The following is a 24,151-nucleotide window of genomic DNA, read 5'->3' on the forward strand; positions in this document are numbered from 1 at the left end:
GGTAACATTTAAATTGGTTTACAACGTTACTAAAAGGATTAAGCAAAAACTAATACAATGTTGAATTTTTATTGAAGTTACCCAACCAACTCATCTTGACTGCTTTTTCAACGGCGGCCGGAGGCCGCTTGATAGTTGCCGCTCGGCTGGGGCCGAGCGGCGGCGAAATGCAATTGGATTTTTTGGGTAGAGACGCATAGTTGCGTCTCTCATAGGACAAGCGGCTTTCCTCGTCGTTTTTTACTTGCCGTAATTTGCATTAGGGAGACGCAATTATGCGTCTCTACAATTAAAACAATTGAATTTAAACAGTTTATCTGTGAAACATAAAGGCCGAATCAAAAATAAACCACAAACTCCGTTTGCCTTTCAGCCACCGTTTTTAACGAAAACTCAAAGCCATGGTTCAGCATGATTTCACGTACCAGGGTTAAGCCTATCCCCTGCCCGTCTTTTTTGGTGCTGAAGAAGGGAGTAAACAGGTTGGCATTTTGTTCGGCTGAGATACCTTTGCCGGTATCAGTGATAACGAGCTTTTTTTCTTTGAGGTTGATGGTAAAGGTTACTGATCCCTGGTCATCAATAGCTTCAATAGCGTTTTTTACAATGTTAATGAATGCCTGCTCCAGTTGTTGTTCATCAGCCATAATATTAACCGGTTCTTCGGGTAAATGAAGGACTAATGCCACATTTTTTTCTTTGGCACGGATATTCATCAGCTTTACTACCGATGCTAAGAGCTTTTGCAATACAACCGGTTGTTTGTTGGCCGGCGGCAGTTTCACCAAATCGGCAAAATTGCGCATGAATAAGTTAAGGTTTTGGTTCCTATCCATTGCAACCTGCAAGGCATCTTTTATCGGATCGAAATCATGACCGGCCCAAAGCTGATCGGTTTTCATGGCCGATTGCATGATGGAATTAACCGGGCCTATGGTATTATTAACTTCATGTGCCATCATCCTGATCACTTTACCATAAACCTTCTTCTCAGCTGCCAGGATCTCAGCGGTCAAATCCTCCAGCATAATAAAATGGCGCGAAAATCCCCGGTCGATAAAATGCGATTTTTGGAGTTTGAATGAATTGATCCCATCCAGCTTAACCACTATGGTTTCACCCGATTTAAGGGCTTTGATCTGTGCGAAGAGCGGGTGTTTCAATTCTCCTATCAGTTCACCTATCAGGTCTTTTGCGCTCATGTTCAGCGCCTGCAGCGCCTTAGGGTTTACCTGTTGCACACGGTCATCAAAATCAAGGATGATGATACCTGTTGGCGAAGTGTGGATGAGCTTTTCTAAAAAGAAATGCTGCTGTTCCTGTCGTGTCCGTTCGGTTCTTAGCTCGTCCATCATTTGGTTATAAACATCAATCAGCGCGTCAACCTCGTGCTTGCCGGTTGAAAGGAATTTCACATTAAAATCTTTATCTTTAATAGCCTCAACGCCCTGCATCAGCATTTTTAGTGGCTGAATGAGCTGCCGGTAAAGCTGCACGGCAATTACCGAAGAGATGATCACAACCACCTCCGATATGATAAAATAGATCTTGTTATCGTTGAAAATAAAATAAGTAAGCACCAGGGTTAGCAGGTGCAGGATCACTACGAATAAAATGTATTTAGTCCTCAGCTTCATCGTACGGGATCTGGTATTTCTCGAGCCGCCGGTACAGGGCGCTGCGCGTAAGCCCTAAAGCAGCGGCGGCCTTGCTTATCTTGTTTTTATGATGATCTAAAGCCCGTTTTATCATCTCTACTTCAACCTCTTCTAAAGTTAAAGTACCCACCCCCGGCAACTGGATATTTCCTTTTTTAACTGGTGATAATTCCAATTGCGACCGGAAGTCATCGATACTCAGTTCATCCCTGCGGCTCACCAAAATGGAGCGCTCCACCAGGTTTTTCAACTGCCGTATATTGCCCGGTAAAGGCAACTGCTGTAACCACTTCATAGCCGATGGTGCTACCGACAAATTGGGCCGGTTATAGATCTGCTTCAAGTTATTAATAAAAAAGCTAACCAGCAATGGAATATCCTTCGGCCGCTCGCGCAGGGCGGGCAGGTAAACAGTGATCAGGTTGATTCGGTACAGCAAATCCTCGCGAAAAGTACCCCGGGCCACCATCTCGTTAAGGTTTTTATTTGTGGCGCAAACCACACGCGTATCAACGGTTTTGGTGCGACTGCTGCCCAATACTTCATAGGTGCGGTCCTGCAATACGCGGAGCAGCTTTACCTGGCTGCCGGCATCCAGGTCGCCTATTTCATCTAAAAAAATGGTGCCTTTATTTGCCATTTCAAAGCGGCCTATCCTGTCAAACCGTGCATCAGTAAACGCTCCGCGGATATGGCCGAACATTTCGCTTTCAAACAACGATGTTGAGATGCCCCCAAGGTTTACTTTAATAAACGGCTTATTACGACGCAGGCTATTTTGGTGAATGGCCTCGGCTATCAGCTCTTTACCTGTGCCGCTTTCGCCCATGATCAGCACCGATGCATCGGTCGAGGCTACCCGGCCAATGGTTTCCAGGATATCGAGCATCCGGGGATCTTCGCCTACAATATTTTCAAAGTTGTAGGTTTTATCCAGTTGCTTACGGGTATGGTGCTCGGTCTTTTTATCCTGCAGATCGAGCAGGGTTTTAACTGATTGAATAAGGTACTCGTTATTCCACGGCTTATTGATGAAATCATTGGCGCCCAGTTTCATACCTTTAACTGCCAATTCAATGCTCCCCCAGCCGGTGATCAGGATCACGGGGATAGCGCTGTTAAAAGCTTTGATCTTTGCAAGCAGTTCCATTCCCTCCTGCCCTGATGTATCTATCGAAAAATTAAGATCTAAAATGACCAACTCAGGAGCCTTTTTCTTAATGATCTTAAGGGCTTCGGCAGGCTCATCGGTACCTGCAGCATCATACCCCTCGCTTTTTAGCAGCAGGATCAGCGAGGTGCGTACGGCAATATCATCATCAATAACCAATATCATAACAAGCGGTCAATATCGTAATTATTCTTCGTGTAAAGCAACAGCCGGGTAAATAGCCGCGGCCTGTTTGCCGGGGTAAAGCGAACAAATGAGCACCAGCAGGTAAACAAACAAAACAGATATTAATATCCCTTCGATATAAACAATTGCAGGCAAATCAAAAACGTTTAGCAATGGAAACTGGGCCGCGAAAAAGGTCCCGATAATAAGGGCCAGCGTTGCCAGGATCATAGATTCGGACACTAATTGGGCTGATACCGCGCCACCTGTAGCACCAATGGCCCGGCGTAAACCTATCTCTCCCCTGCGCTTATTAATATTATACCACAATACGCCAAACAGGCCCAGCGCCACGTTAATCACCAGGAATGTGCTCACGATAGCCAATATGATCATAGGCACCAAAGCAAAGTAGTTAGCATCGGTTCGTTTACTGGCAAGGTGTTCAATTTCGATATTGGCATTTTTCATATCGTTGGCCATTGTTTTGTACAATTTACCTTCAAAGGCAGCATCGGCACCATGATCAACCTTTACCAGGATCTTATCGAGCCATCGGAATGAGCCTGTATCCGTTCTGAAATACATACCCGGCCCTGGGTTTAAATAATCCCCATTCTTTTTAATAGTTTGAATTACCCCGACTACCTTAAACTTGTTTTTATCATCATCGTTGCCTAAAAGTTTCCCAACAGCAGGTTCTTTACCAAACGTAGCTTCCTTTAAAGCAGCATCAATAATGATACTTTTGTTTTTGCCAACCACATCTTCCTTATCAAACCAGCGCCCTTCCAATAAAGTAACATTCATTACTTTTTGATAGTAATCTTCAACAGTAAAATTATTAAGATGTTGAACGTGCTTACCCCTGAAAGTCAACCCGCTTTCGTTTGTTCGTGATGAAAACGGAATATTGCCGCTAACAAAAGTGATTTCTTTTATATGGGGTAATGATTTTATTGTTTTGCGAAGCGTTTCGTAATAAAGATTAAGTGAATCCACATTTTTGGTTTGGTATGAATTGTTATAATTAATAACCCATACATCCTGGTAATCAAAACCCATGGGCTTTTTGTAATTGTTATAGTAATACATCATAAGTGTAAATACCGCAAACAATACCAGGAAGGATACCAGCATCTCGGTAATGAGCAGAAAGTTCTGCTTCTTTTTATTCCAGATGAGTTTAAATAAATGCTTGAACATAATATTTTGATTTAAAAGTAAATGACCATTAAGCTTTTAATGCCGTAACCACGTTCAGTTTTGACATGCGCCAGGCCGGATAAACACCTGATAGTAGACCAAAAACAAGACAAACCAGCAAGCCTATAAATAAAACCGTAAAGTTGATGCTTAGCTCAAGATTGGCTATAAGATTAGCGTTATTGATCGCAGAAAGCACAATCAGCGATAGAACAATCCCAATTAAGCCGCCCAATAAAGTAAGTATCAGGTTTTCGACAATAAACTGGTAAACCAATGTTTTTGACGAGGCACCAAAAGCCTTCCGTACGCCAATTTCTGACGAACGTTCCATAATACGGGTGATATTGATGTTAACCAGGTTAAGTGTTGGCAGCAGGGTAAATATGAATACAAATATGCTTATGGCCGTGACTACTATGAATACGCCAGAATGTTCTTCGTTTCCGGTATCAACATAACTCCTGAAAAAAGTGTTGGCATGGCTGTAAAGGTGTTTAAATTCCTTTCGCTCAACAGGCACCCGTTTTATAATATTCTCATATTCGGCCTTCATTTTGGGGACATCCCCTGGCGAGTTGGCAAGCAAAATGCCCAGATAACCGCCCAGATAACCTTTGCTTTTATAATCTTCTTTTGATACGGTATACGGCAGGTAGATATCGCTGTAAAGCATGTAATTAGTTACCGGTACGTTCTTAACAACACCAATTACCCTGTAATTCACGTTATCTGCCTCAATGTACTTACCTACCACCTGTGTTACATCGCCAAAGTATTGCCGTTTCATATCTTCTGATATGATAGCTACACGATCTGCATTGCTTACCTGCTGCTTATTAAACGGTTTCCCTTCTGTAAAATCGTAATCCAGCACATCCCAGTAATCGGCATTGGTGTATTTGAAGTTTACAGCTATCTTTTTATTGTTGACATAGGTATTGGTTCCCTTAAACATAGATGATATGGCAACCTTTACAGGGGTTTTCATCATGCTCGTATAATGGCTTAAAAAATAATAAGATAAGGTACTCGACATCATATTATTATCCCCCGACTCCTGGATCCGGGTAATATACAATGACCTGTCACGCTTTTTATCCGGGTAGTTATCACCAATTACCTTATCAATAAAAGCTGTTAAAACTATCAGGATGGTAAGCGTAAAACTAATCCCGAACAAGCTGATAAACGTAAAAAACTTACGGCGCTTGAGTACCGCTATGGCTATTTTAAAATAATTTTTTAGCATAACTTTAATTTTAAAACCGGTTAATTATTGAACTTGTGCACCATCAAATAAGCGCACCAGCCTGTGGGTTTTATGCGCCATATTTTCATCGTGCGTAACCATTACTATGGTAGTGCCATCATTACGGTTAAGGTTAAGGAGGATCTCCATAATTTCATTGCCCATAGCACTATCGAGGTTGCCGGTAGGCTCGTCGGCTAAAATAATTTCGGGTTTGCCTACAATAGCCCTTGCTATGGCCACACGCTGCCGCTGACCACCAGACAGTTGTGTAGGAAAATGTTTTAAACGGTTAGCAAGCCCTACCTTTTCCAGTGCTTCGGCAGCCAGTTCACGGCGTTGTTTGGCGGTAGTATCGCGATAAAGTAAGGGCAGCTCCACGTTATCAAGCACCTGCAGATCGTTAATAAGATGATAGCTTTGAAAAATAAAACCCAGCTTTTTATTCCGGAAAGCTGCCAGTTGCTTATCATTCATACCTTCTGTTTTTTGATCGTCAATCCTGATCTGTCCTTTTGAGGGCGCGTCAAGCAGGCCCATGATGTTAAGCAGGGTGCTTTTGCCGCAGCCCGAGGGGCCCATGATGGATAAAAATTCGCCTTTGGCAATATCAAGGCTTACGCTGTTCAGGGCCAGGGTTTCTACGGTATCGGTGCGGTACACCTTTTCAATGTTTTGTAAACGTATCATGAGTGAATAATTATTGAGTTAGTGAATTAGTGATTTTTATCGTTTATGTGTTTAGGGTTTTGTTAAATAAATTATTGATTTAGTTATAGGTGATTTTTTTGTTTGTTTCAAAATCATAGAGCGAAAGGTAACGCAACTGGTAGTAAGCTCCCCAAAAATCACGGAGGGCGGCTACATAATCGCGCTGGGCCTGGTCGTTTTCGCGGAAGGCAATGCCAAGGTCGGTAATGCTCAGGTCGCCTAAAACATAGCGTTCACGTGCTATCTGGTATTTTTCGGCGGCTATGCTATCGGCCTGCGCGGTATAAACCAGTTGCTCTTTCATTACATTAAAAAGCGATACCTGGGTTACTATCTGCTGTTTAAAAGTTTGTTTATCCTGCTCAACAGCATACTCGGTAAACTGCTGGTTGGCTAAAGCCGTTTTAGCACGGGACTTGGATCTGCCCCAATCCAGTATCGGTATAGAAAGCTGTACCTGCAGCAATTGCTGGTTTTGAGGGTTCTTGTATACATCAGGAATATTGGTAGCTGTATTTGAAAAGCCCAGGCTGGCGGTAAGCGTGGCGGTTAAACCATTTTGCCCTTTGGCTTTAGCCACATCGCGCTTTGCTTCTGCAATACGGCGTGAAAAAGCGATTGCATCCGAGCGGTTGGCGTAAGCTTCGGCCAGCACTTTATCTGATGATACGGTCATCTGGCTAATATTTTTCGGTACTACCAGTACTATCCGCTCACTCCCCTCCTGCCCCGTAAAACTGCGCAGGTTCAGTGTTGCAATCTCCATATCGCGCCTGGCTGTACCAACGGCTTTCTGCGCGTTGATCTTTTCCAGCTGTAGTTGCAGGATCTCGTTTTTTGATACCTTTCCTAACTCGTACTTGAGGTTGGCTACCTTTAAGATCCCCTGGGTATTAGTCAAGTTGGTTTCGGCAATCTTCAGGTTTACCTGGGCCAGCAGCAGGTCGAAAAAGTACCCTTCCACGTCAACAGCTATCTTTTCCTGGGCTTCAATATAAACCTGTTTGCTTTCATTAAACTTTAAAGGCTCAATTTTTTTATCCCATTTAAGGCTGTTGAACTGAAACAGCGGCTGTGAATAATTTATACCGTAAGGGATACCGTTATACAATACATTATGCCTGTCAAAATCATCAAACCGCTGTAATTGTGTGGTGCCATAAATAGTACCGCCGGTAGCTGTAATACTTTGGCTAAAGTTAAGCTGTAATGATGAGTTATCGTTATGAATAGGCTGGAAAAGTATAGTACCGTCAGGCTGCTGCACCTGCGAAAATGTTTTAGTATATCCAGGTAAAGTACCGCTTAATGCCAGCTGCGGCTGGTAGTTTGATTTGTAGGTGCGGTATTCCCAATATTTGGTTTCGCGTACAGTAGCAGCCTGCTTGGCGGCTATTGAATTGGCTTTGGCCATGTCAACCACCTGCTGCAGCGTTAGCCGCAGGGTATCGGTGCCAGCGTGTGCTAACGCCACTGAGCTTGTGGTTAATAATAGTATGATGTATATAAATTTCATGATGCCCGATTCTATTTTTTAACCGTTTTTAATCTGTTATGGTTACCCCGCCGTTGTTGGTGTTGTCAGCAACAACCGTTTGGGGAATTTTTTAATTCCCTCCCTTGGGAGGGGTGTGTAGACATGCGTAGTGGCAGGGAGGGGTTTATCCGCCATTTAAACGAATTGTTTGTCCACGAAACCCCTCCCTACACCCTCCCAGGGGAGGGAATCGCACAGCCCTCGCTTTTTTTGTTTCTTCCAAGGGCCTGCCGTGATAACACCGTTGTGTCACAAGCTCCTGTTTCTAATTTTTCACCGTTACTTCCTTCGAATTTTTATATTCGCTCATATCCGATGTGATTATCACATCACCAGGCTTTACGCCGCTCTGTATCTCCACATAGTCAAAATTGGTGAGACCAATGTGTACCGTGCGGCGTTCGGCTTTACCATTGTTCAGTACAAAAATGTCCTGAACAGAAGGGCCTTTAAATGCCGGGCCGTTAGCCACGCGCATAATTTTATTATGTGTAGCCGTCACCAAAAAAACGTCGACTTTCATATTGGGCCGGAGCAATTTGCTGGCCCGGTCATCCAGCTGCACATCAAACGAAATGATGCTGTTTTGTACCGATGGGGATATATTGCTTACATGCCCCCTTAGCTGGGCATCATTGATCCGCACAATAACCGGCAAGCCGCTATGCAGCTGATCGGCAGAGTTATCAGAAATACTGCCCTGGATCCTGAAACTGCCCAGATCGGCAATCCGTGCCAGGGTTTCACCTTCGTGAATGTTGGCGCCAATATTTTTGTTTACGTAGGTGATCACTCCTGCCCGTGTTGCCACCACATTGGCCAGGTCAAGTTTACGTTGTAATTCTTTCAAATCGTTTTGCTGGATATCTGCCGCTATTTCAGCTTCTTTAATCTCCAGCTGCATGGTTTGCTGCTTGCTTTTGATCTCGTTTTCCAGCTGTTTTTTTTCAAGCTGTGCAACTTTGAGGTTCAGCTCGGCCTGTTCAATATTTTCGCGGGTACCGCCGCCGGCTTTATACAGGCGTTTGGCATTTTCAACGGCATCGGCAAGGTTGCTGATGTGGAGTTGTTTAATATCATTATTGGATTGAATGTCGTAGAAGCTTTTGTTCAGATCAAGCTTGAGTTTGCTGATCTCGGTGCGTTTGGTTTCGAGCTGAAACTTTTGTTTTTCAAAATCGGTTTGGGTAGCCGATTTATCCAGCGTTAATATCGATTGGCCGGCTTTGACCTTATTACCCGCATCCATCAGCGCACTCTTGATAGATGCATTTATCGGGCTGGTGATGATCTCTTCAAACTCAGGCAAAACCTCGCCAGTGGCGTTTATGGTATTTTCGATATTGCCGATTTCAACTTTGGCGGTTGTAATTTCGGCCCTGGTAATGGTTGATTTAATATATCCGCGCAAAAGCATTACGGCAAGCACCAGAACAGCTATGCTGATAATGATGACTACCGCGCTTTTTTTGCGTTTGGCAGCTGTAACTTCAAGTGTAATTTCCTTATCCATTGTGATAAATTTGGATAAGGTTTTGCAAGAGCTATACCAATATTAAAACATTAAATATCAATAAGTTACATGTTTTTAATTTTGAAAAAGTGATCGATATCGGACAAAATATTCAATACCGACCGTTGATTGATTTTTGATTGCGTTGATGGCGCTGATTTATTTTTATACCGTTGAGTTGTTGTTCATGTCCCCTCAGGGTCTCTCGCAGAGGACCCTGAGGTATACGCCATGCTTATTTGCCGTCCTGGATAATCAATCCGGTAGATATTTAAATTGCGGTGCCCCTCAGGGTCCTCTGCGAGAGACCCTGAGGGGACGAAGATGCTGCAAACCTTTTGCACCTCTGGTGCAAGTCCATAAGTTGAACCTGCCGGCAACCTAAAAATCAGAATAATCTGCCGGGCGCAGAAAGATAATATCAGCATGGGAAACGTTATGCTGATACTCAGCTTTAGCCGAAAGCGTTTTCCAGTAAGCATCTTTACCAAAAGTGTCCCAATGCTTGTCCCGGTCTTCTTTACTGTTAAAAGTGGTCATGTACATTAAATTAGGCATATGACTGCCCGCAATAACCTCCGAATAAAAAACGGCATTAAAACCAAGCCGTTTAAACAGGCCTATTTCATCGCCCACATTAAACATGGTTACCTTATTGACATTGTATTTTTCGGTAGGACTTTCATAACTACGCAATTCATAAACCCTATCGGCTTTTTTAGCGGTCAAATTAGGCACCGCTGTTGAAGGCATGCCCGGAAAAGCCTGTAGTATAATTGTTTCAAAACGGGTATAAGGCTGATCATTATAAGCGGCGTCAATGTAATCCTTTCCATCCGCAAGATATGCGGCATCGGCCTGTAACTTTTGATCGATACCCATTAACTTGTCCCATGATTGAAAGGGTGTAAATACATATAACAGCTTCGCGGTATCTGCCTGGCTTACAGGCTTAAACACACCGACATTCTTAATGCCGGCCCGGTGCAGCGCAGGTATGTAGGCCTGTTCTAAATACTTTTCAATGGTATTTTCCTGCGCCTGGGTTTTGTAATGGTATATTTTAAGCTGATAATAATTACGCGCCGGTGCATTTGCCAATGCCACTGCAGCGATAAATAAACAGGCAAAAAAAGCGATAGATGATTTTACAAAAGGTTTCATAACTGCGTTATATTTTCGAAGTAAATATAATGTCAATTCATTAAACCTGCATTATGTCCGTTTATATATTTACCCCATTTTTCAAGCATTTCCATTAAGTCAGAAAGTTTCATGGGCTTGCTCAGATAATCATTCATCCCGGCGTCAATACATGCCTGCTTATCTTCAGGCATTGCGTTTGCGGTCATGGCAATAATTACTGGTTGGTCCTGCATGTTACTGCGGATAAAGCGCGTTGCTTCCAAACCATCCATATCGGGCATTTGTACATCCATCAAAATAAGGTTGTAATGTTTTGTTACCATAGCATTTAACGCAGCATGACCATTTTCGGCAATATCGGCGCTATAGCCCATTTTACTTAACATATGCATAGCAAGCTTCTGATTTATTAAGTTGTCCTCGGCTATCAGAATGCTCATGGGGTAATTTTTAGCAAAATCTTTAGAAAACGCTGTTTGCACCTGGTGGTACTCAGTTTTAATACCGCTGCCGGCTTTTAACTGCTCAACTATATGCTTATGTAACAGATTATGCTTTGTAGGCTTAGTTAACACCGCGTTAAATACATTGTCTTCCCGCTTGCTTTGTTCGCTGCCTATCGAGCTTAATAATACAATAGGCATTTCAGGAAATTTCCGTTTTACTTCTTTAGCCAGCTGCAGGCCATCCATTTCGGGCATGCTCATATCTGTTATCAGCAGGTCAACATGCTCATGCTGATCGTTAAGCACTTTTAACGCCTCAGTTGCCGATGCCACAACTACAGGATCATATTTCCACTGCCTCAGCTGCGTGTCAATTATATCGCGGTTGGTAGCATTGTCATCAACAAATAAAATACGCTTGTTTTCAAGCTCGGTAAGGTTAAGGTAAACGTAATTTCGTTTTACCTTTTGCCCCACTTTTGATTTTATGGTGAACGAGAAAGTAGTCCCCCTGCCTATTTCACTTTGTACGCTGATTTCGCCGCCCATTAGCTTAACCAGTTTTTCGCTTATAGCCAAGCCTAAACCAGTGCCGCCATATTTACGGGTTGTACTTGAATCAACCTGCGAAAACGGCTTAAACAAACGCTCCAGTTTATCCTCGGCAATGCCGATGCCTGTATCCCTTATTTTAAAGATCAATTCCAGGTCGTCATCTTTTTGCTCTTTTACCCCTACCAGTATAAAAACTTCGCCCTGGGTTGTGAATTTCACCGCATTGCCTACCAGGTTAATCAGGATCTGTCGAAGACGTATCGAATCGGAAATAATTTGAACCGGCACATTATGTTCAACCTGGTAAACCAAATCAAGGTTTAACCGCGAAGCTTTTTCGGCAAAAACATCCAAAACGCCTTCTATGCAATCGCGCAGGTCAAAATCCTCTTCATCAAGCTCCATATTGCCCGATTCAATTTTAGAAAAATCAAGAATGTCATTAATAACCGTTAACAGGGCATCGCCGCAATTTTTTATGGTTTCGGTATACTCCTCCTGCTCGCTGGTAAGCCGGGTACTGGCCAGCAATGTTGCCATGCCGATAACACCGTTCATAGGTGTCCGGATTTCATGGCTCATGGTAGCAAGGAAAATACTCTTGGCTTTATTGGCGCTTTCGGCTTCTTCACGCGCTTTTTCTGATGCCTCACGGGCCAGGCGTTCATTCGCTGTCATTTTTACCAAGCTTTCGGTACGTTCTTTTACCTGGCGTTCCAGTACGGTTTTCTGTGCCTTCAAAAATTTAACCCGGTATTTAAAAATAAAGTATACCAAACCAATTATGGTTACCGCGGCAATTAATTTAAACCACCAGGTTAACCAAAACGGCGGCACAATAGTAATTTTTAATCCCGCTGAAGGTGGCGACCATAACCCTGATGTATTCTGATACTTTAACTTAAAAGTATACTCGCCCGGCGGCAAATTGGTATATGAAGCAGTATTCCGGCTTCCCACATTGTTCCAGTCTGTGTCGAAGTTTTCGAGTATGTAACTGTACTTCTTTTTATCAGATGAAGAGTAATCAAGCGCCGCATACTGTAATGTAATTACAGATTGAGTATAGGATAATTTAATTGATTTGGTATCACTTATATCTTGTTTTAAGGGTGATGGGTCATCCTTGCCGCGGGCAATTTTAACTGTTTTATTGAACAATTGAAAATTGGTGATAACCAGGGGCATAAAGGCGGATGGTTTTAAGATCTGTCCGGGTGTAAAGGAATTAAAACCGTTAATTCCCCCAAAAAAGATCCTGCCGTCCTTAGTTTGCAGGGCCGAATGTGATTTAAATTCTTCATCCTGTAAACCATCTTCAATAGTATAGTTTTTAAAGATGTTCTTAACCGGATCGTAGTTGGATAAACCATTATTGGTACTAACCCATATGGTGCCCAGCTTATCTTCGCGCACAGCATAAATGACATCGCTTGGTAAGCCATTTTTGGTCGTAAACGCCGTAAAATGTTTGGTAACCGGGTTAAATAGATTAAGCCCCGAAAGTGTACTGATCCAGATGCGGCCCTTACTATCCTCAAACAAATCGGGGACACTGTTATTGCTGATACTGTTACGCCTCTCGTCGTGCTGAAACCGGGTGAAGGTACCTGTTTTCCTATCCATCAAATTGAGGCCGGCATCAAAAGTGCCAACCCAAAAATTGCCGTTATGATCCTCAAGCAGGGAATATACCCTATCGCTGCTGATACTTTTAGGATCATTAGGATCATAATTAAAAGCCGAAAATGTGCCCGACTTTTCGTCATACAAATCGAGTCCGCCGTTATAGGTACCTACCCAGATGCGGTTGTCGCGGGTTTGGGTAAGGGCATAAACATTGTTATTACTTAAGCTGCCGTGCTTTGCCACGTCATGTTTAAAACCGGTAAAACTGCCGGTGCGGGGATTAAACCGGCACAAACCATCAGCCCAGGTGCCTATCCAAAAGTCACCTTTAAAATCCTGGATGATGTTCAATACATAATTTCCGGTCAGGCTATTGGCATTAGCCGGATCATTCACATAATGTTTAACGGTACCATCCTTATTAAACACATTAACACCGCCCCCGTCGGTGCCTACCCAAATATTACTATCCTGATCTTCATGCAGGCACAGTACAAAATTATTGGCCAGGCTGTTTGGCGATGAGCTATGCCTGAAATGCGAAAAACTTTCGGTACTGCGCTTATACAGGTTAATGCCGCCACTAAATGCCCCAAGCCACATATTCCCCATCCTATCCCGGCAAATACTGTAAATGGAATTACCATTCATACTGCCCCTGTCAATATCATCATGCTTGTAGGCTGTTATTTTTCCGGTTACAGGGTTCAGGATATTAACGCCATTATTTTCGGTACCTACCCACAAATTACCGTTCAGGTCCATGTTTAATGCCAAAACACTATAGCCTGAGTTAGAGCCGGAATCTTTTTTATTCTCAAGGTAATGTTTAAATGTGCCTTTTCCCGGGTCAAATAAATTAAGCCCGCCATCTTCCGTCCCTATCCATAACCTGCCCTCAATATCTTCGTATATAGCAATTACATAGCCTCCTGAAATACTGGCGTTTACCCCCGGCTGGCTTTGATATCGTGTAAAAGTTTCCTTCTTTCTGTCAAACAGATTAAGACCGTGGCTCAGGGTACCAACCCATAAACGGTGCTTGGAGTCTTCCTTTAACGCGGTTACATCATCGTCACTTAATGACGACAGGTCGGCCTCGTTGTGTTTATAATGAGTAAATTTATTTTGGTAGATATCAAACCGGTCGAGCCCGCCTTTTTGGCTGCCTATCCATAAAATACCATCATGATCAAATATCAGCCTGTTTACAAAATTGCTTGAGATGCTGTTTGAATTGGCGCTGTCATGAAAGTAATGTATAAACTTACCTGTTTTGCGGTCGAGCTTATTTAAGCCAAAAAGGGTGGCCAGCCATATGTTGCCCTCTTTGTCTTCGGCGATATCTGATATCAGGTTACTGCTTAATGAATTATCATCCTGGATACTGTGCTTATATATCACAAAGCTATATCCGTCATACCGGTTAAGGCCGTCGCGGGTACCTATCCACATAAAACCCCGGCTATCCTGAATTATGGTACTCACATTAATTTGTGATAAGCCCTCCCGGGTGCCGATATGCTCAAACTTAAGGTTCCTATCTTGCGCAAACCCATTTCGGGTAATCAACAAGGCAACCACAACAAACAAATATTTATAGATATTCAAAATAACAGGCGGTGTTGAGTTTTAATTTTCGTGAAAATCCGTTCCTTAAAAAGAGAAACAGAATGGTTTATAGTTAACTTATACGGCTATAATATTTATAAGTTTAATGTAGACAAAAAAAAGCAATGATATAAAAACTGAAAGCGGAATACACAAAAACCAAAGCTAACAGACTGATTAGTAAATAGACTATATAAATAGCGACAGCGTTTAGCAACCGTAGGTTCTACCTTTAGAATATTAAATACCATAAAAAAAGCCTCCCGGCATTACCGGGAGGCTTATCATATTTTCAAAAATTAGTAGCGTTGCTTACAGCTCTCTTACCCAAATATTGCGGAAGCTAAGCGGTTCGCTCTTATCGCCATGGGCCTGTAACTTAATTGGCGACGGGCCATGTTTTTTGCCTTCGTACGATGGTTTGCCGATGTATTGAGTAGGACCAAGCAGCTCAAAATTATTTTCAACAAGCACACCATTGAAAAATACGGTAGCCCTTGCTGCCGATTTCAATGAACCGTCTTCGTTAAATACAGGAGCGGTCCAAATTACATCATAAACATTCCACTCGCCGGGTTTACGACCAGGGTTTGCCAGTGGGATCACTTGCTTATACAAGCTGCCTGCCATGCCGTTAACATAAGTTTTATTTTCGTACGAATCTAAAACCTGTAGCTCATAACCTGCGTCACCTTTACCTATCGAAGCTAAGAACACGCCGCTGTTGCCGCGGGCCTGCCCGCTGCCTGTAATGTTTGCAGGTACTTTCCACTCAATGTGCAGTTGGTAGTTGCCAAAGCTTTTTTTAGTTTCTATGTTACCGGTAGCTTTATTTACGGTAAGTACATCTCCTTTTACCAGCCATTTAGCAGGGGTTTTATCTTCAACAGAAACCCACTCGTCAAGGCCTTTACCGTTAAACAAAATAATTGCGTCTGAAGGGGCATCGCCTAAATTTTTGCCCGGTGTAACTACCTTAGGTACCGGTTCCCAAATCTCGGTGTCTTCAGGTTTGGCACTTTGCGCGTTTGCCATGAAGCAGCTGCCTGCTAAAAGGGCGGTTAGTATTAATGGATATTTCATCTCTCTAAAATAATTGGTTTAAACGTGAAGCGTATTTTTAAGGTATGAAGCGCTTTTTGCAATGCTCACATACGGGTCGATATTGGTATAGTTTTCCTGCTCAACAATAAAGTGCTTAATGCCTGCAAGCTTAGCTTTACCCAATATGGTTTTAAAGTCGATATCACCGTTACCTATTTCAGTATTCAGTTCGGCATTGGTTTTATCCCTGTCTTTAACATGCACAAAAGCGAACCGGCCGGGGTGTTTTTCAAAAATCTCAACCGGGTTTTTACCGGCACGCACTACCCAGTAAATATCCATTTCCATGGCTACCAGTTTAGGATCGGTATTGGCAAGCACCACATCGTAAAAAGTAGTGTCACCAACCGGTGCCCACTCAAAGTTGTGGTTATGGTAACCTAATTTTAAGCCCGATGCTTTCAGGATCTCGGCAATCTTGTTCATTTTCTCGGCCACACCTTTACAATCATCAACAGTTTTAATAAAGTTGTGGTTTAAAGCCGGGATAATAATATGTGACTGACCAATGGTATTGGCAACTTCAATGTAAGCGTTCAGGTCATCAGTTTTACCTGAGCCTAAATACTCGTCAAGGCCATAGTGACCGCTTGGAGTTGTTAGTCCGTTATCTTTTAAAAGCTGACTAAATTCTTTACCTTTTAATCCCCAATAACCGGTTTCTTTGTTAAAACCAAAGGTTTCAACTTCGTTATAACCGGCTTTTGCTACTTGTGCAATAACACCTTTTACATCTTTGGGTAACTGATCGCGCAGGCTATACAATTGCAGGCCCACTTTATTTGAAGCTTTCGCCGATACCAATTTCGGCGCAAGCATTGCGCCTGCGGCCATTAATCCGGCTTGTGCTAAAAATGTTCTTCTGGTTGTCATGTATTTGTTTTATTAGTTTAGCTTTTTAGAGTGATAAGGTGATGTAAGGTTTAAACATCACAAATATGCACCGCCTTTTTAAGCGAAGCTATTTTGTCTTTCTGTTTCGGGATGAACTCCTGGGCTACAAAGCCTTTATGCCCTACCTCCACAATGGCACGCATAATGGCCGGGTAGTAAAGTTCCTGGGTTTCATCAATCTCGTTACGGCCGGGAACACCGCCGGTATGGTAATGAGCGATGTACTGATGATTAGCGCGGATATTGCGGATCACATCGCCTTCGTCAATCTGCATATGATAGATATCATACAGCAATTTAAAGTTTTCTGAACCAAGCCTGCGGCAAAGTTCGGCGCCCCACTCTACCCTGTCGCACTGGTAATCTTTGTGATCAATTTTGCTGTTCAGCAGTTCCATTACCAATATTACGTTGTGTTTTTCGGCAAGGGCAACCATAGGTTTCAAGCCTTCAACGCAATTATTCCAGCCTTCCTCATCGGTTTTACCGCGACGGCTGCCGCTAAAGCAGATCAGGTTTTTATAACCCGCCTCTGCCACCAGCGGGATCATTTTGGTATAATTTTCATGCAGTTTGGCATGAAACTGTTTATCACCAAAACCATCGGTAAGGTTGATCTCGGCACCATTGCACATAGATGAGAACAAGCCGTATTTTTTTAGTGTAGGCCAGTCTGAAGGGCCAACCAGATCGATCCCTTTTATGCCGATGTCCTTAGCAGCGGCACAAAGTTGATCTATCGTAAAATCGCCGTAACACCAGCGGCATACAGCATGGTTAATATTGCCTTTGAGCTTATCATCAGCCTGCATATGTTTTTCAGTTTCGATGGTAAATGAAGATAATACACCCGACGCGCCAATTGCCGCCGTGCCCGCGATCATGCTTTTGATAGCCGACCGCCTGTTTTGATTTGATGCCATAATTATATTTCGGTTTGTGCTGATGGTTCCTGAATATCCAAACCTGGTTTTGTGGCCATGCTTGTTTTATCTTTAAATAAAGCGAGGAATAATATCAATACCACAGCGGCAATACCTGCAGGTATAAGCCAAATGGTTTGCCAGTTATGTGATGTATCGGATACTTTCCAATGATCAACAATAGGGCCTGAAATGTACGAGCCTATAAGCATACCTACGCCATAAGTAGCTAAGGTAATAAAGCCCTGGGCCGCGCTTTTAAAACGCTCGCCCGCTAAATTATCGGTATAGATCTGACCGGTTACAAAGAAGAAATCGTAACAGATACCATGCATTACTATACCCGCAATAAGCATCCAGTAGCTTGAACCTGCGTCGCCGTAGGCAAAGAATATATACCGCAGTACCCAGGCCAGCATACCAATAGCCAGCATTTTTTTTACACCGAACCGCACAAAAAACAAAGGCATCGCTGCCATGAACGCCAGCTCGGATACCTGCCCCATTGCCTGTACACCGGCAGCGGCTTTAACGCCCACTTCATTTAAAAAAGGGTTGGTAAAGTTGTAGTAAAACGCCAAGGGCACACATATGGCTACCGACGCCAAAAAGAAAATTAAATACGACCTGTTTTTTAACAAGCTGATTGAATCTAAGCCAATGATATCGCCAAATGTAGTTTTTTGGCCCCTTTTTACCGGAGGGGTATCAGGTAAGGTAAAGCTTAATAAACCTAATATCAACGACGCTATTGATGCCATTTTGAAGGTGAGCACAAGCGTTCCGCTTTTTTCCCATCCTAATAAGCCGATAACAATACCTGCAATGATCCACCCTGCTGTTCCGAACACCCTGATTAAAGGAAACTCTTTACTTGGGTTTTGCATCTGCTTAAATGAAACCGAATTTACCAGTGCCAGTGTTGGCATGTAAATGATCATGTAAAACAGGATATTAGGGTAAAACTTATCAAAATCAGCTATGGTAGTTGCATAATAAAGTGAGGCCGCGCCCAACAGGTGCAGTACACCCAGAATCCTTTGTGCCGAAAAATACTTATCAGCAATAAGTCCGATAACAAAAGGGGCTATAATAGCACCTAACGATTGCGTTGCGTAAGCACCCGCATTTTGTGTGCCGGTAGCCTTTAACGTAACTGTTAAATAAGTGCCCATTGTTACAAACCACGCTCCCCAGATAAAGAACTCCAGGAACATCATTGTTGAAAGTTTTACCCTAATTCCGATATTCATAATTATATTTTAAAGCCAGACTAACTTATCCTTCTCGTTATTTTTTTAATGATAAAATATATTTAACGATTTCTTTGGCATCGCTTTCAGGCAATGAAGGGTGTGGGGTCATGGCTATGTTGCCCCAGTTGCCGCTACCGCCGGCGATGATCTTTTTAGCCAACATTTCGATATTAGCATCTGAAGCTTCGTATTTACCTGCTATATCCTGAAATGCAGGGCCAATAACTTTGGTGTCAACTTTATGACAGGTGCTGCAATCTAACGTTGCAATTAATTTTTCGCCGGCTGATGAACCTGCAGAACCACCTGCCGGTTCGGTGCCGGTTTTTGCTACTACAGTATCAGCATTGGCATCGGCAGCTTTAGCTGATTGGTTTGTACCGTTAGTGCTATCGCTACCACCGGTGTTTTTTGATGAATTTCCGCCACAGGCAGCAAACGCTGCGCTGATACAAAGAATAACGAATACTTTTTTCATAAAGATTAATTGTGGTTTATGATGATAACCTAACAGAAAATCTGTTCATTAACAATGCCCCTGCTGTTTTTCATCATGTAATTTTAATTGGGTTGGTTAATCAGGCGAAAATTACAACTTTTTATCATAATTAAAGCCTCATTAAACCGATATAGCGCCTAATGAAGCGGTTTTTTTACGTGAGCGCATATAAATTACCAATCCTATAAATGCAACGATTAATGCAATCGGGATAATCAGGGTAGTATTTAATACTTCAGGACCTGCCGCCGACCGTGCTGCATCAAACGCTTTAGCCATATCCGAGCCCGCCGGCGCCGACCGATAAGCGTCCAGACTGGCACCCGCCGGTAATTTTGAAGCCATGATTTTATCGTAAAAACCGCCCATAAACATCATATAAATAGATACCCCGAACATACCGGCCCCGCCCATCAGGTTTAAACCTACGGCACCTGTACGCGGCAGGTTTTCGGCCACAAAGCCTATCATGCAAGGCCAGAAGAAAGCTACACCAAGACCAAAAACTACCGCTGCAAAATAGATAGCATCACCATGCAGGTGTACCATCAAATAAATGCCCAAAGCTGATAATACGGCCGAGATCAACAGTACCCCCTGTGGTGCCAAACGGTGAACTATCGGGCTTGCAAACGCGCGGCCCAATACCTGTACCGAGGCAACAAAAGTTAAAATAAGGATGGCGTTGTCCGTAACTGTTTTGAATAAAACGTCAGTCCACTGGTTGGTGAATAATTCGGTAATAGCTGTTCCGAACATACAAATGATCATGAACAGGAACAACGGGTTGACCAATGCCTTATACATATCCTCGGTACTTATACCGGCAGATACACGCTCGGTAACCGGGAAATCCAACTTCGAGAACAGGTAACCATAAGCAATGGTAGGGATCAGCATCAATGCTATCTCAATCTGCGAGATCCAGTACGGTTTAGGTGATACACCGTGAGCCAAAGTGGTATCCAGTCCGAACACGATGAGCGTACCGATCACGATGCCCGCCGGAAACCAGAGGTGAAAGTGATTAAGCTTTGTAGTTTTATTATCTGTATATAGCGAAGCTACAAGCGGGTTACATGAAGCTTCAACCGTACCATTAGCAATACCAATCATTAAGGTAGAAAGAAACAGCGTCCAGTAGCCATTGGCAAAAATGGTAAGCAGGATCCCCACCAGGTGAAACACGAAAGCTGACACCAGCAGCTTTTTCATACCGATGATATCGACAATAAAGCCGCCTACAATGATAGCCAGCGGAAAGCCCCAGAAAGCAGTTGCTGCAATGGTGCCCAGTTGCGAAGCGTTCAAATGAAATCTTACGCCCTGGTCATTCAAAATCCCGGCACGGATACCGAATGATAATGACGTTACCAGCAACGACAGGCAGCTTGCCCTGAATAGCTGTGTACGGTTAATAGTTTGCATTTTAAATTATTTAAGGTTATTTGATAATTGGTTAATTGGCTGTATCAAAATGCTTTTTGCCGAAATTATTTCAGCTGTATGTTTCCTTTTAGTAAAATCCCATGTTTTACCGATGGGCTATTTTATGATTAAATAAAGTCATTATCGCGAGCGCAGGCCTGTTATCCTTAGCCTGTCGAAGGGTCGCGCGTAAAGGCCTCCCACCATGCTTCGGCAGGCTCAGCATGACACTCGTTTTTGATCTGGCATTTGTAGATCCAGACTTACGAAGTTTTAAATCATGTCGTCATGCTGAACTTGCTTCAGCATCCCACTTGCCAGGCAGCCATGCTAAGCACTCGCATACCTATCTTGTGGGGTGCCGAAACAAGTTCGGCATGACGTTTTTTACGATTTTATAATTCCGAAATCAAAAATCCCAATTCCGAAATCAAAAAATTATATCCCTAACGTTTTCCTGTTGAAAGCGTCATCAGAACCCGATGCGGCGAAATCATCAAAAGCTCGTTCGGTTACACGGATAATATGATCTTTAATGAATTGGGCACCTTCCCTTGCACCGTCTTCAGGATGTTTGAGCGCACATTCCCATTCAAGCACCGCCCATCCTTTGTAATCATATTGTGTTAATTTACTGAATATCGATTTAAAATCTACCTGACCATCACCCAATGAGCGGAAACGGCCTGCGCGGTTAACCCAGTTCTGGTAACCACCGTAAACACCCTGACGACCTGTTGGATTAAACTCGGCATCCTTAACATGGAACATTTTAATGCGCTCATGGTATAGGTCGATATATTCCAGGTAATCCAGGCACTGTAATACAAAGTGCGAAGGATCATACAGTAAGTTAGCACGTTTGTGGCCTTTTACATGATCAAGGAACATCTCGTAAGTGATACCATCATGCAGGTCTTCACCCGGGTGAATCTCGTAGCAAAGGTCGATGCCGTTTTCCTCGTAAACATCCAGTATCGGCGTCCAGCGTTTGGCCAGTTCGCCAAAAGCAGTCTCAACAATCCCGGCAGGGCGTTGAGGCCACGGATATACCATTGGCCAAAGCAGGGCACCACTAAAAGTTACCGATGCATTTAAACCTAAATTTTTTGATGCCTGTGCAGCATATTTCAATTGCTGTATAGCCCATTTTTGCCTTTCGGCCGGGTTACCGCGTAAATGCTCGGGTGCGAAACCGTCGAACAGATCGTCATAAACCGGATTTACCGCTACCAGCTGGCCTTGAAGGTGGGTTGATAGCTCAGTTATTTCTAACCCTGCGGCGTTAACTATACCTTTAATTTCATCAGCATAAGTTTTGCTTTCGGCGGCTTTTTGCAGGTCGATAAAACGGGTATCGTTTGTTGGCAGCTGCACACCTTTGTAGCCTAAACCCGCTGCCCACTGGCAAATAGATTCAAGGCTGTTAAATGGTGCCGCGTCTCCTATAAACTGTGCTATAAATATGGCAGGTCCTTTTATAGTAGTCATGTTGTTTGTTTTAAATAGATGGTGGATTAAATAGTGAAATCAGTCCATTTGGCATCTGATTTACCTGATGCTATCACATTTTCAATAAAAGCCATTCCCCGAACGCCTTCTTCGATACCCGGAAAATCAAGTTCTTCGGGAGTGGCCTGCTTACCTTCCAAACCGGCTTTAACTGTCAAAGCAAAATTACGGTACAGGTTGGCGAATGCCTCCAGATAACCTTCGGGGTGACCGGCAGGCGTACGTGTATTATGCTGCGCGAATGAGCTGGTATACCCCCCGCCGGTGCGCCAGGTTTCGGCAGGCTTATCGGTATACATTACAGTTAATGAGTTAGCATCGCTCTGGTGCCATTCCAAACCGCCTTTTTCACCATAAACCCTGATCTTCACATTATTTTCTTCGCCAGCCGCAATTTGGGTAGCTGTGAGCACGCCGCTTGCACCGTTGTTAAATTTTAACAACGCCGCGCCATCATCATCCAGCTTGCGGCCTTCAACTACAATGTTGATATCGGCACAAATTTTAGTAACCTGTAAGCCGGTAACGTATTCGGCAAGGTTAAAGGCATGTGTACCTATATCACCCATGGCACCGGCAATCCCGCTTTTACCCGGATCGGTACGCCAGGAGGCTTGTTTGTTATCTTCTCCTTCTAAAAAACTGCTCAACCACCCCTGCGGATACTCAACATAAACCTTCCGTATTGTACCTATGGCGCCTGCTTTAATCAATTGCTTAGCTTCCTTAACCATTGGGTAGCCTGTGTAAGTATGTGTAAGGCAAAATAGTTTGCCAGATGTACTAACTACTTTTTCCAGTTCCTTAGCTTCCTCAAGCGAAAAGGTCATGGGTTTATCAAGCACCACATGAAAACCGTTTTCGAGCGCCATTTTGGTTGGGGCAAAATGCACATGGTTAGGCGTTACAATGCTGATCACCTGCACACGTTCGTTCTCGGGCAGTTGCTTTTCTTTTTCAATAAGTTCCTGGTATGAGCTATATGAGCGGCTTGCCGGTAAGCCAAGCAAAAGGCCGCTGGCCTGCGATTTTTCGGCATTACTGCTAAAAGCGCCGCAAACCAGTTCATACTCACCATCAATACGGGCAGCTATGCGGTGTACGGCACCAATAAAGGCACCTTGTCCGCCGCCTATCATTCCTAATCTTAATTTCATTTGTTTTTGTTGGGGTTGATGTTTTTGATGATTAAACGCTTCTCAATCGATTGTATACATCAAAAACAGCATTATTACATAATGCTGTTTTTGATAGCAATTCAAATTTTGTAAAAATCAAAGGTATAATCAATTGATATTGCAATTTTTTAGGTTGCCCAGGCTTTATCACCTTTTTTGTATGGCAGGTTACCGTCATATTTACCAGGAACGGCTATATAACGTAATGCCTGTGTGGCACCCGGTTTTGAAGTGAAGAAACCCAGCAGGGTTAATTCCTTCAGCATCCTGAAATAATGGTTAGGATCTTCGGGCTTTTTGGTTTTGGTATAGTCTTTTTGTTCTTTGTCAAGCGCAGTTAATAGTTCGGTACGCTGCTCCGGAGTGGCCTCCAAAAACTTTTTACCAAATTTTTTGTCGCTTGCATCATTCAGGTCTTTAAGGCCTTTGGTGAAAATTTTCTGATCATCGGCAGTATAGCAATCCTGTACCATTACGGTCATAAATTTGCCAATTTCGGCAGCTTTAGCCCCAGGGGTTGAGGTTGCAGGCAAAATGGTTTCGCCAATTTCATCCATCAGGGCTACATCATCCTGTGTAAAAAGGTCGTTTACTTTCGGCGAAGATGATTTACATCCGGAGATGAAGAACTCGGCGCCGATGATGGTACCGCCAAGGATCAAACCTACCCTGCCTATCGCTTCTCTTCTATTCATGTTTAATTATTGATTTACTGAATTAGTTGGGTTAGTGAATTAGTGTTTACCAGACTTACGAA

Annotated in this window: 18 protein-coding genes; all 18 read right to left on the minus strand. The window is 43.3% G+C overall.

What is annotated here, in order from left to right:
- Window positions 1-338: 338 nt before the first annotated feature.
- Window positions 339-1,637, minus strand: coding sequence for a sensor histidine kinase (locus BLS28_RS27635; RefSeq protein WP_091175385.1), 1,299 nt, complete (start codon window positions 1,635-1,637; stop codon window positions 339-341).
- Window positions 1,621-2,994: a sigma-54-dependent transcriptional regulator gene (locus BLS28_RS27640; RefSeq protein ID WP_091175388.1), complete on the minus strand. Its 1,374-nt coding sequence runs from the start codon at window positions 2,992-2,994 to the stop codon at window positions 1,621-1,623. The genes BLS28_RS27635 and BLS28_RS27640 overlap by 17 nt, the downstream gene beginning before the upstream one ends.
- A gap of 21 nt (window positions 2,995-3,015) precedes the next feature.
- The gene (locus BLS28_RS27645) at window positions 3,016-4,200 is read right to left on the minus strand and encodes an ABC transporter permease (protein ID WP_091175390.1); all 1,185 of its coding nucleotides are present in this window, start codon (window positions 4,198-4,200) and stop codon (window positions 3,016-3,018) included.
- Between the two features lie 28 nt (window positions 4,201-4,228).
- The gene (locus BLS28_RS27650) at window positions 4,229-5,452 is read right to left on the minus strand and encodes an ABC transporter permease (protein ID WP_091175392.1); all 1,224 of its coding nucleotides are present in this window, start codon (window positions 5,450-5,452) and stop codon (window positions 4,229-4,231) included.
- A gap of 24 nt (window positions 5,453-5,476) precedes the next feature.
- On the minus strand, window positions 5,477-6,142 hold the full coding sequence (locus BLS28_RS27655; protein ID WP_091175395.1) for an ABC transporter ATP-binding protein: 666 nt from the start codon (window positions 6,140-6,142) through the stop codon (window positions 5,477-5,479).
- A 79-nt stretch (window positions 6,143-6,221) separates the two neighbouring features.
- Entirely contained in the window at window positions 6,222-7,679 is a 1,458-nt protein-coding gene (locus BLS28_RS27660; protein WP_091175398.1) for a TolC family protein, read from the minus strand.
- A 286-nt stretch (window positions 7,680-7,965) separates the two neighbouring features.
- Entirely contained in the window at window positions 7,966-9,213 is a 1,248-nt protein-coding gene (locus tag BLS28_RS27665; protein ID WP_091175401.1) for an efflux RND transporter periplasmic adaptor subunit, read from the minus strand.
- 381 nt (window positions 9,214-9,594) lie between these two features.
- Complete coding sequence (locus BLS28_RS27670; RefSeq protein ID WP_143020893.1) at window positions 9,595-10,377, minus strand: NIPSNAP family protein; 783 nt, start codon at window positions 10,375-10,377, stop codon at window positions 9,595-9,597.
- 32 nt (window positions 10,378-10,409) lie between these two features.
- Window positions 10,410-14,573 (minus strand): hybrid sensor histidine kinase/response regulator, encoded by a 4,164-nt coding sequence (locus BLS28_RS27675; RefSeq protein ID WP_369596638.1) that lies wholly within the window; start codon window positions 14,571-14,573, stop codon window positions 10,410-10,412.
- Between the two features lie 339 nt (window positions 14,574-14,912).
- Window positions 14,913-15,683 (minus strand): 3-keto-disaccharide hydrolase, encoded by a 771-nt coding sequence (locus BLS28_RS27680; protein WP_091175406.1) that lies wholly within the window; start codon window positions 15,681-15,683, stop codon window positions 14,913-14,915.
- Window positions 15,684-15,701: 18 nt separating this feature from the next.
- Window positions 15,702-16,577 (minus strand): sugar phosphate isomerase/epimerase family protein, encoded by an 876-nt coding sequence (locus BLS28_RS27685; RefSeq protein ID WP_091175408.1) that lies wholly within the window; start codon window positions 16,575-16,577, stop codon window positions 15,702-15,704.
- A gap of 50 nt (window positions 16,578-16,627) precedes the next feature.
- Window positions 16,628-17,521, minus strand: coding sequence for a hydroxypyruvate isomerase family protein (locus BLS28_RS27690; RefSeq protein WP_091175411.1), 894 nt, complete (start codon window positions 17,519-17,521; stop codon window positions 16,628-16,630).
- Window positions 17,522-17,523: 2 nt separating this feature from the next.
- Window positions 17,524-18,774, minus strand: a complete 1,251-nt coding sequence (locus tag BLS28_RS27695; protein WP_091175413.1) for a nucleoside permease — start codon at window positions 18,772-18,774, stop codon at window positions 17,524-17,526.
- A 37-nt stretch (window positions 18,775-18,811) separates the two neighbouring features.
- Complete coding sequence (locus BLS28_RS27700; RefSeq protein ID WP_091175416.1) at window positions 18,812-19,255, minus strand: c-type cytochrome; 444 nt, start codon at window positions 19,253-19,255, stop codon at window positions 18,812-18,814.
- Window positions 19,256-19,396: 141 nt separating this feature from the next.
- Window positions 19,397-20,704: an MFS transporter gene (locus tag BLS28_RS27705; RefSeq protein WP_091175419.1), complete on the minus strand. Its 1,308-nt coding sequence runs from the start codon at window positions 20,702-20,704 to the stop codon at window positions 19,397-19,399.
- Between the two features lie 438 nt (window positions 20,705-21,142).
- Window positions 21,143-22,195, minus strand: coding sequence for a sugar phosphate isomerase/epimerase family protein (locus tag BLS28_RS27710; RefSeq protein WP_091175421.1), 1,053 nt, complete (start codon window positions 22,193-22,195; stop codon window positions 21,143-21,145).
- 26 nt (window positions 22,196-22,221) lie between these two features.
- Window positions 22,222-23,373 (minus strand): Gfo/Idh/MocA family protein, encoded by a 1,152-nt coding sequence (locus BLS28_RS27715; protein WP_256337562.1) that lies wholly within the window; start codon window positions 23,371-23,373, stop codon window positions 22,222-22,224.
- A gap of 149 nt (window positions 23,374-23,522) precedes the next feature.
- Window positions 23,523-24,089, minus strand: coding sequence for a gluconate 2-dehydrogenase subunit 3 family protein (locus BLS28_RS27720; RefSeq protein ID WP_091175423.1), 567 nt, complete (start codon window positions 24,087-24,089; stop codon window positions 23,523-23,525).
- Between the last annotated feature and the right edge of the window lie 62 nt (window positions 24,090-24,151).

Origin of the sequence: Mucilaginibacter gossypii, assembly GCF_900100945.1 — a bacterium.
Classification (GTDB): domain Bacteria; phylum Bacteroidota; class Bacteroidia; order Sphingobacteriales; family Sphingobacteriaceae; genus Mucilaginibacter; species Mucilaginibacter gossypii.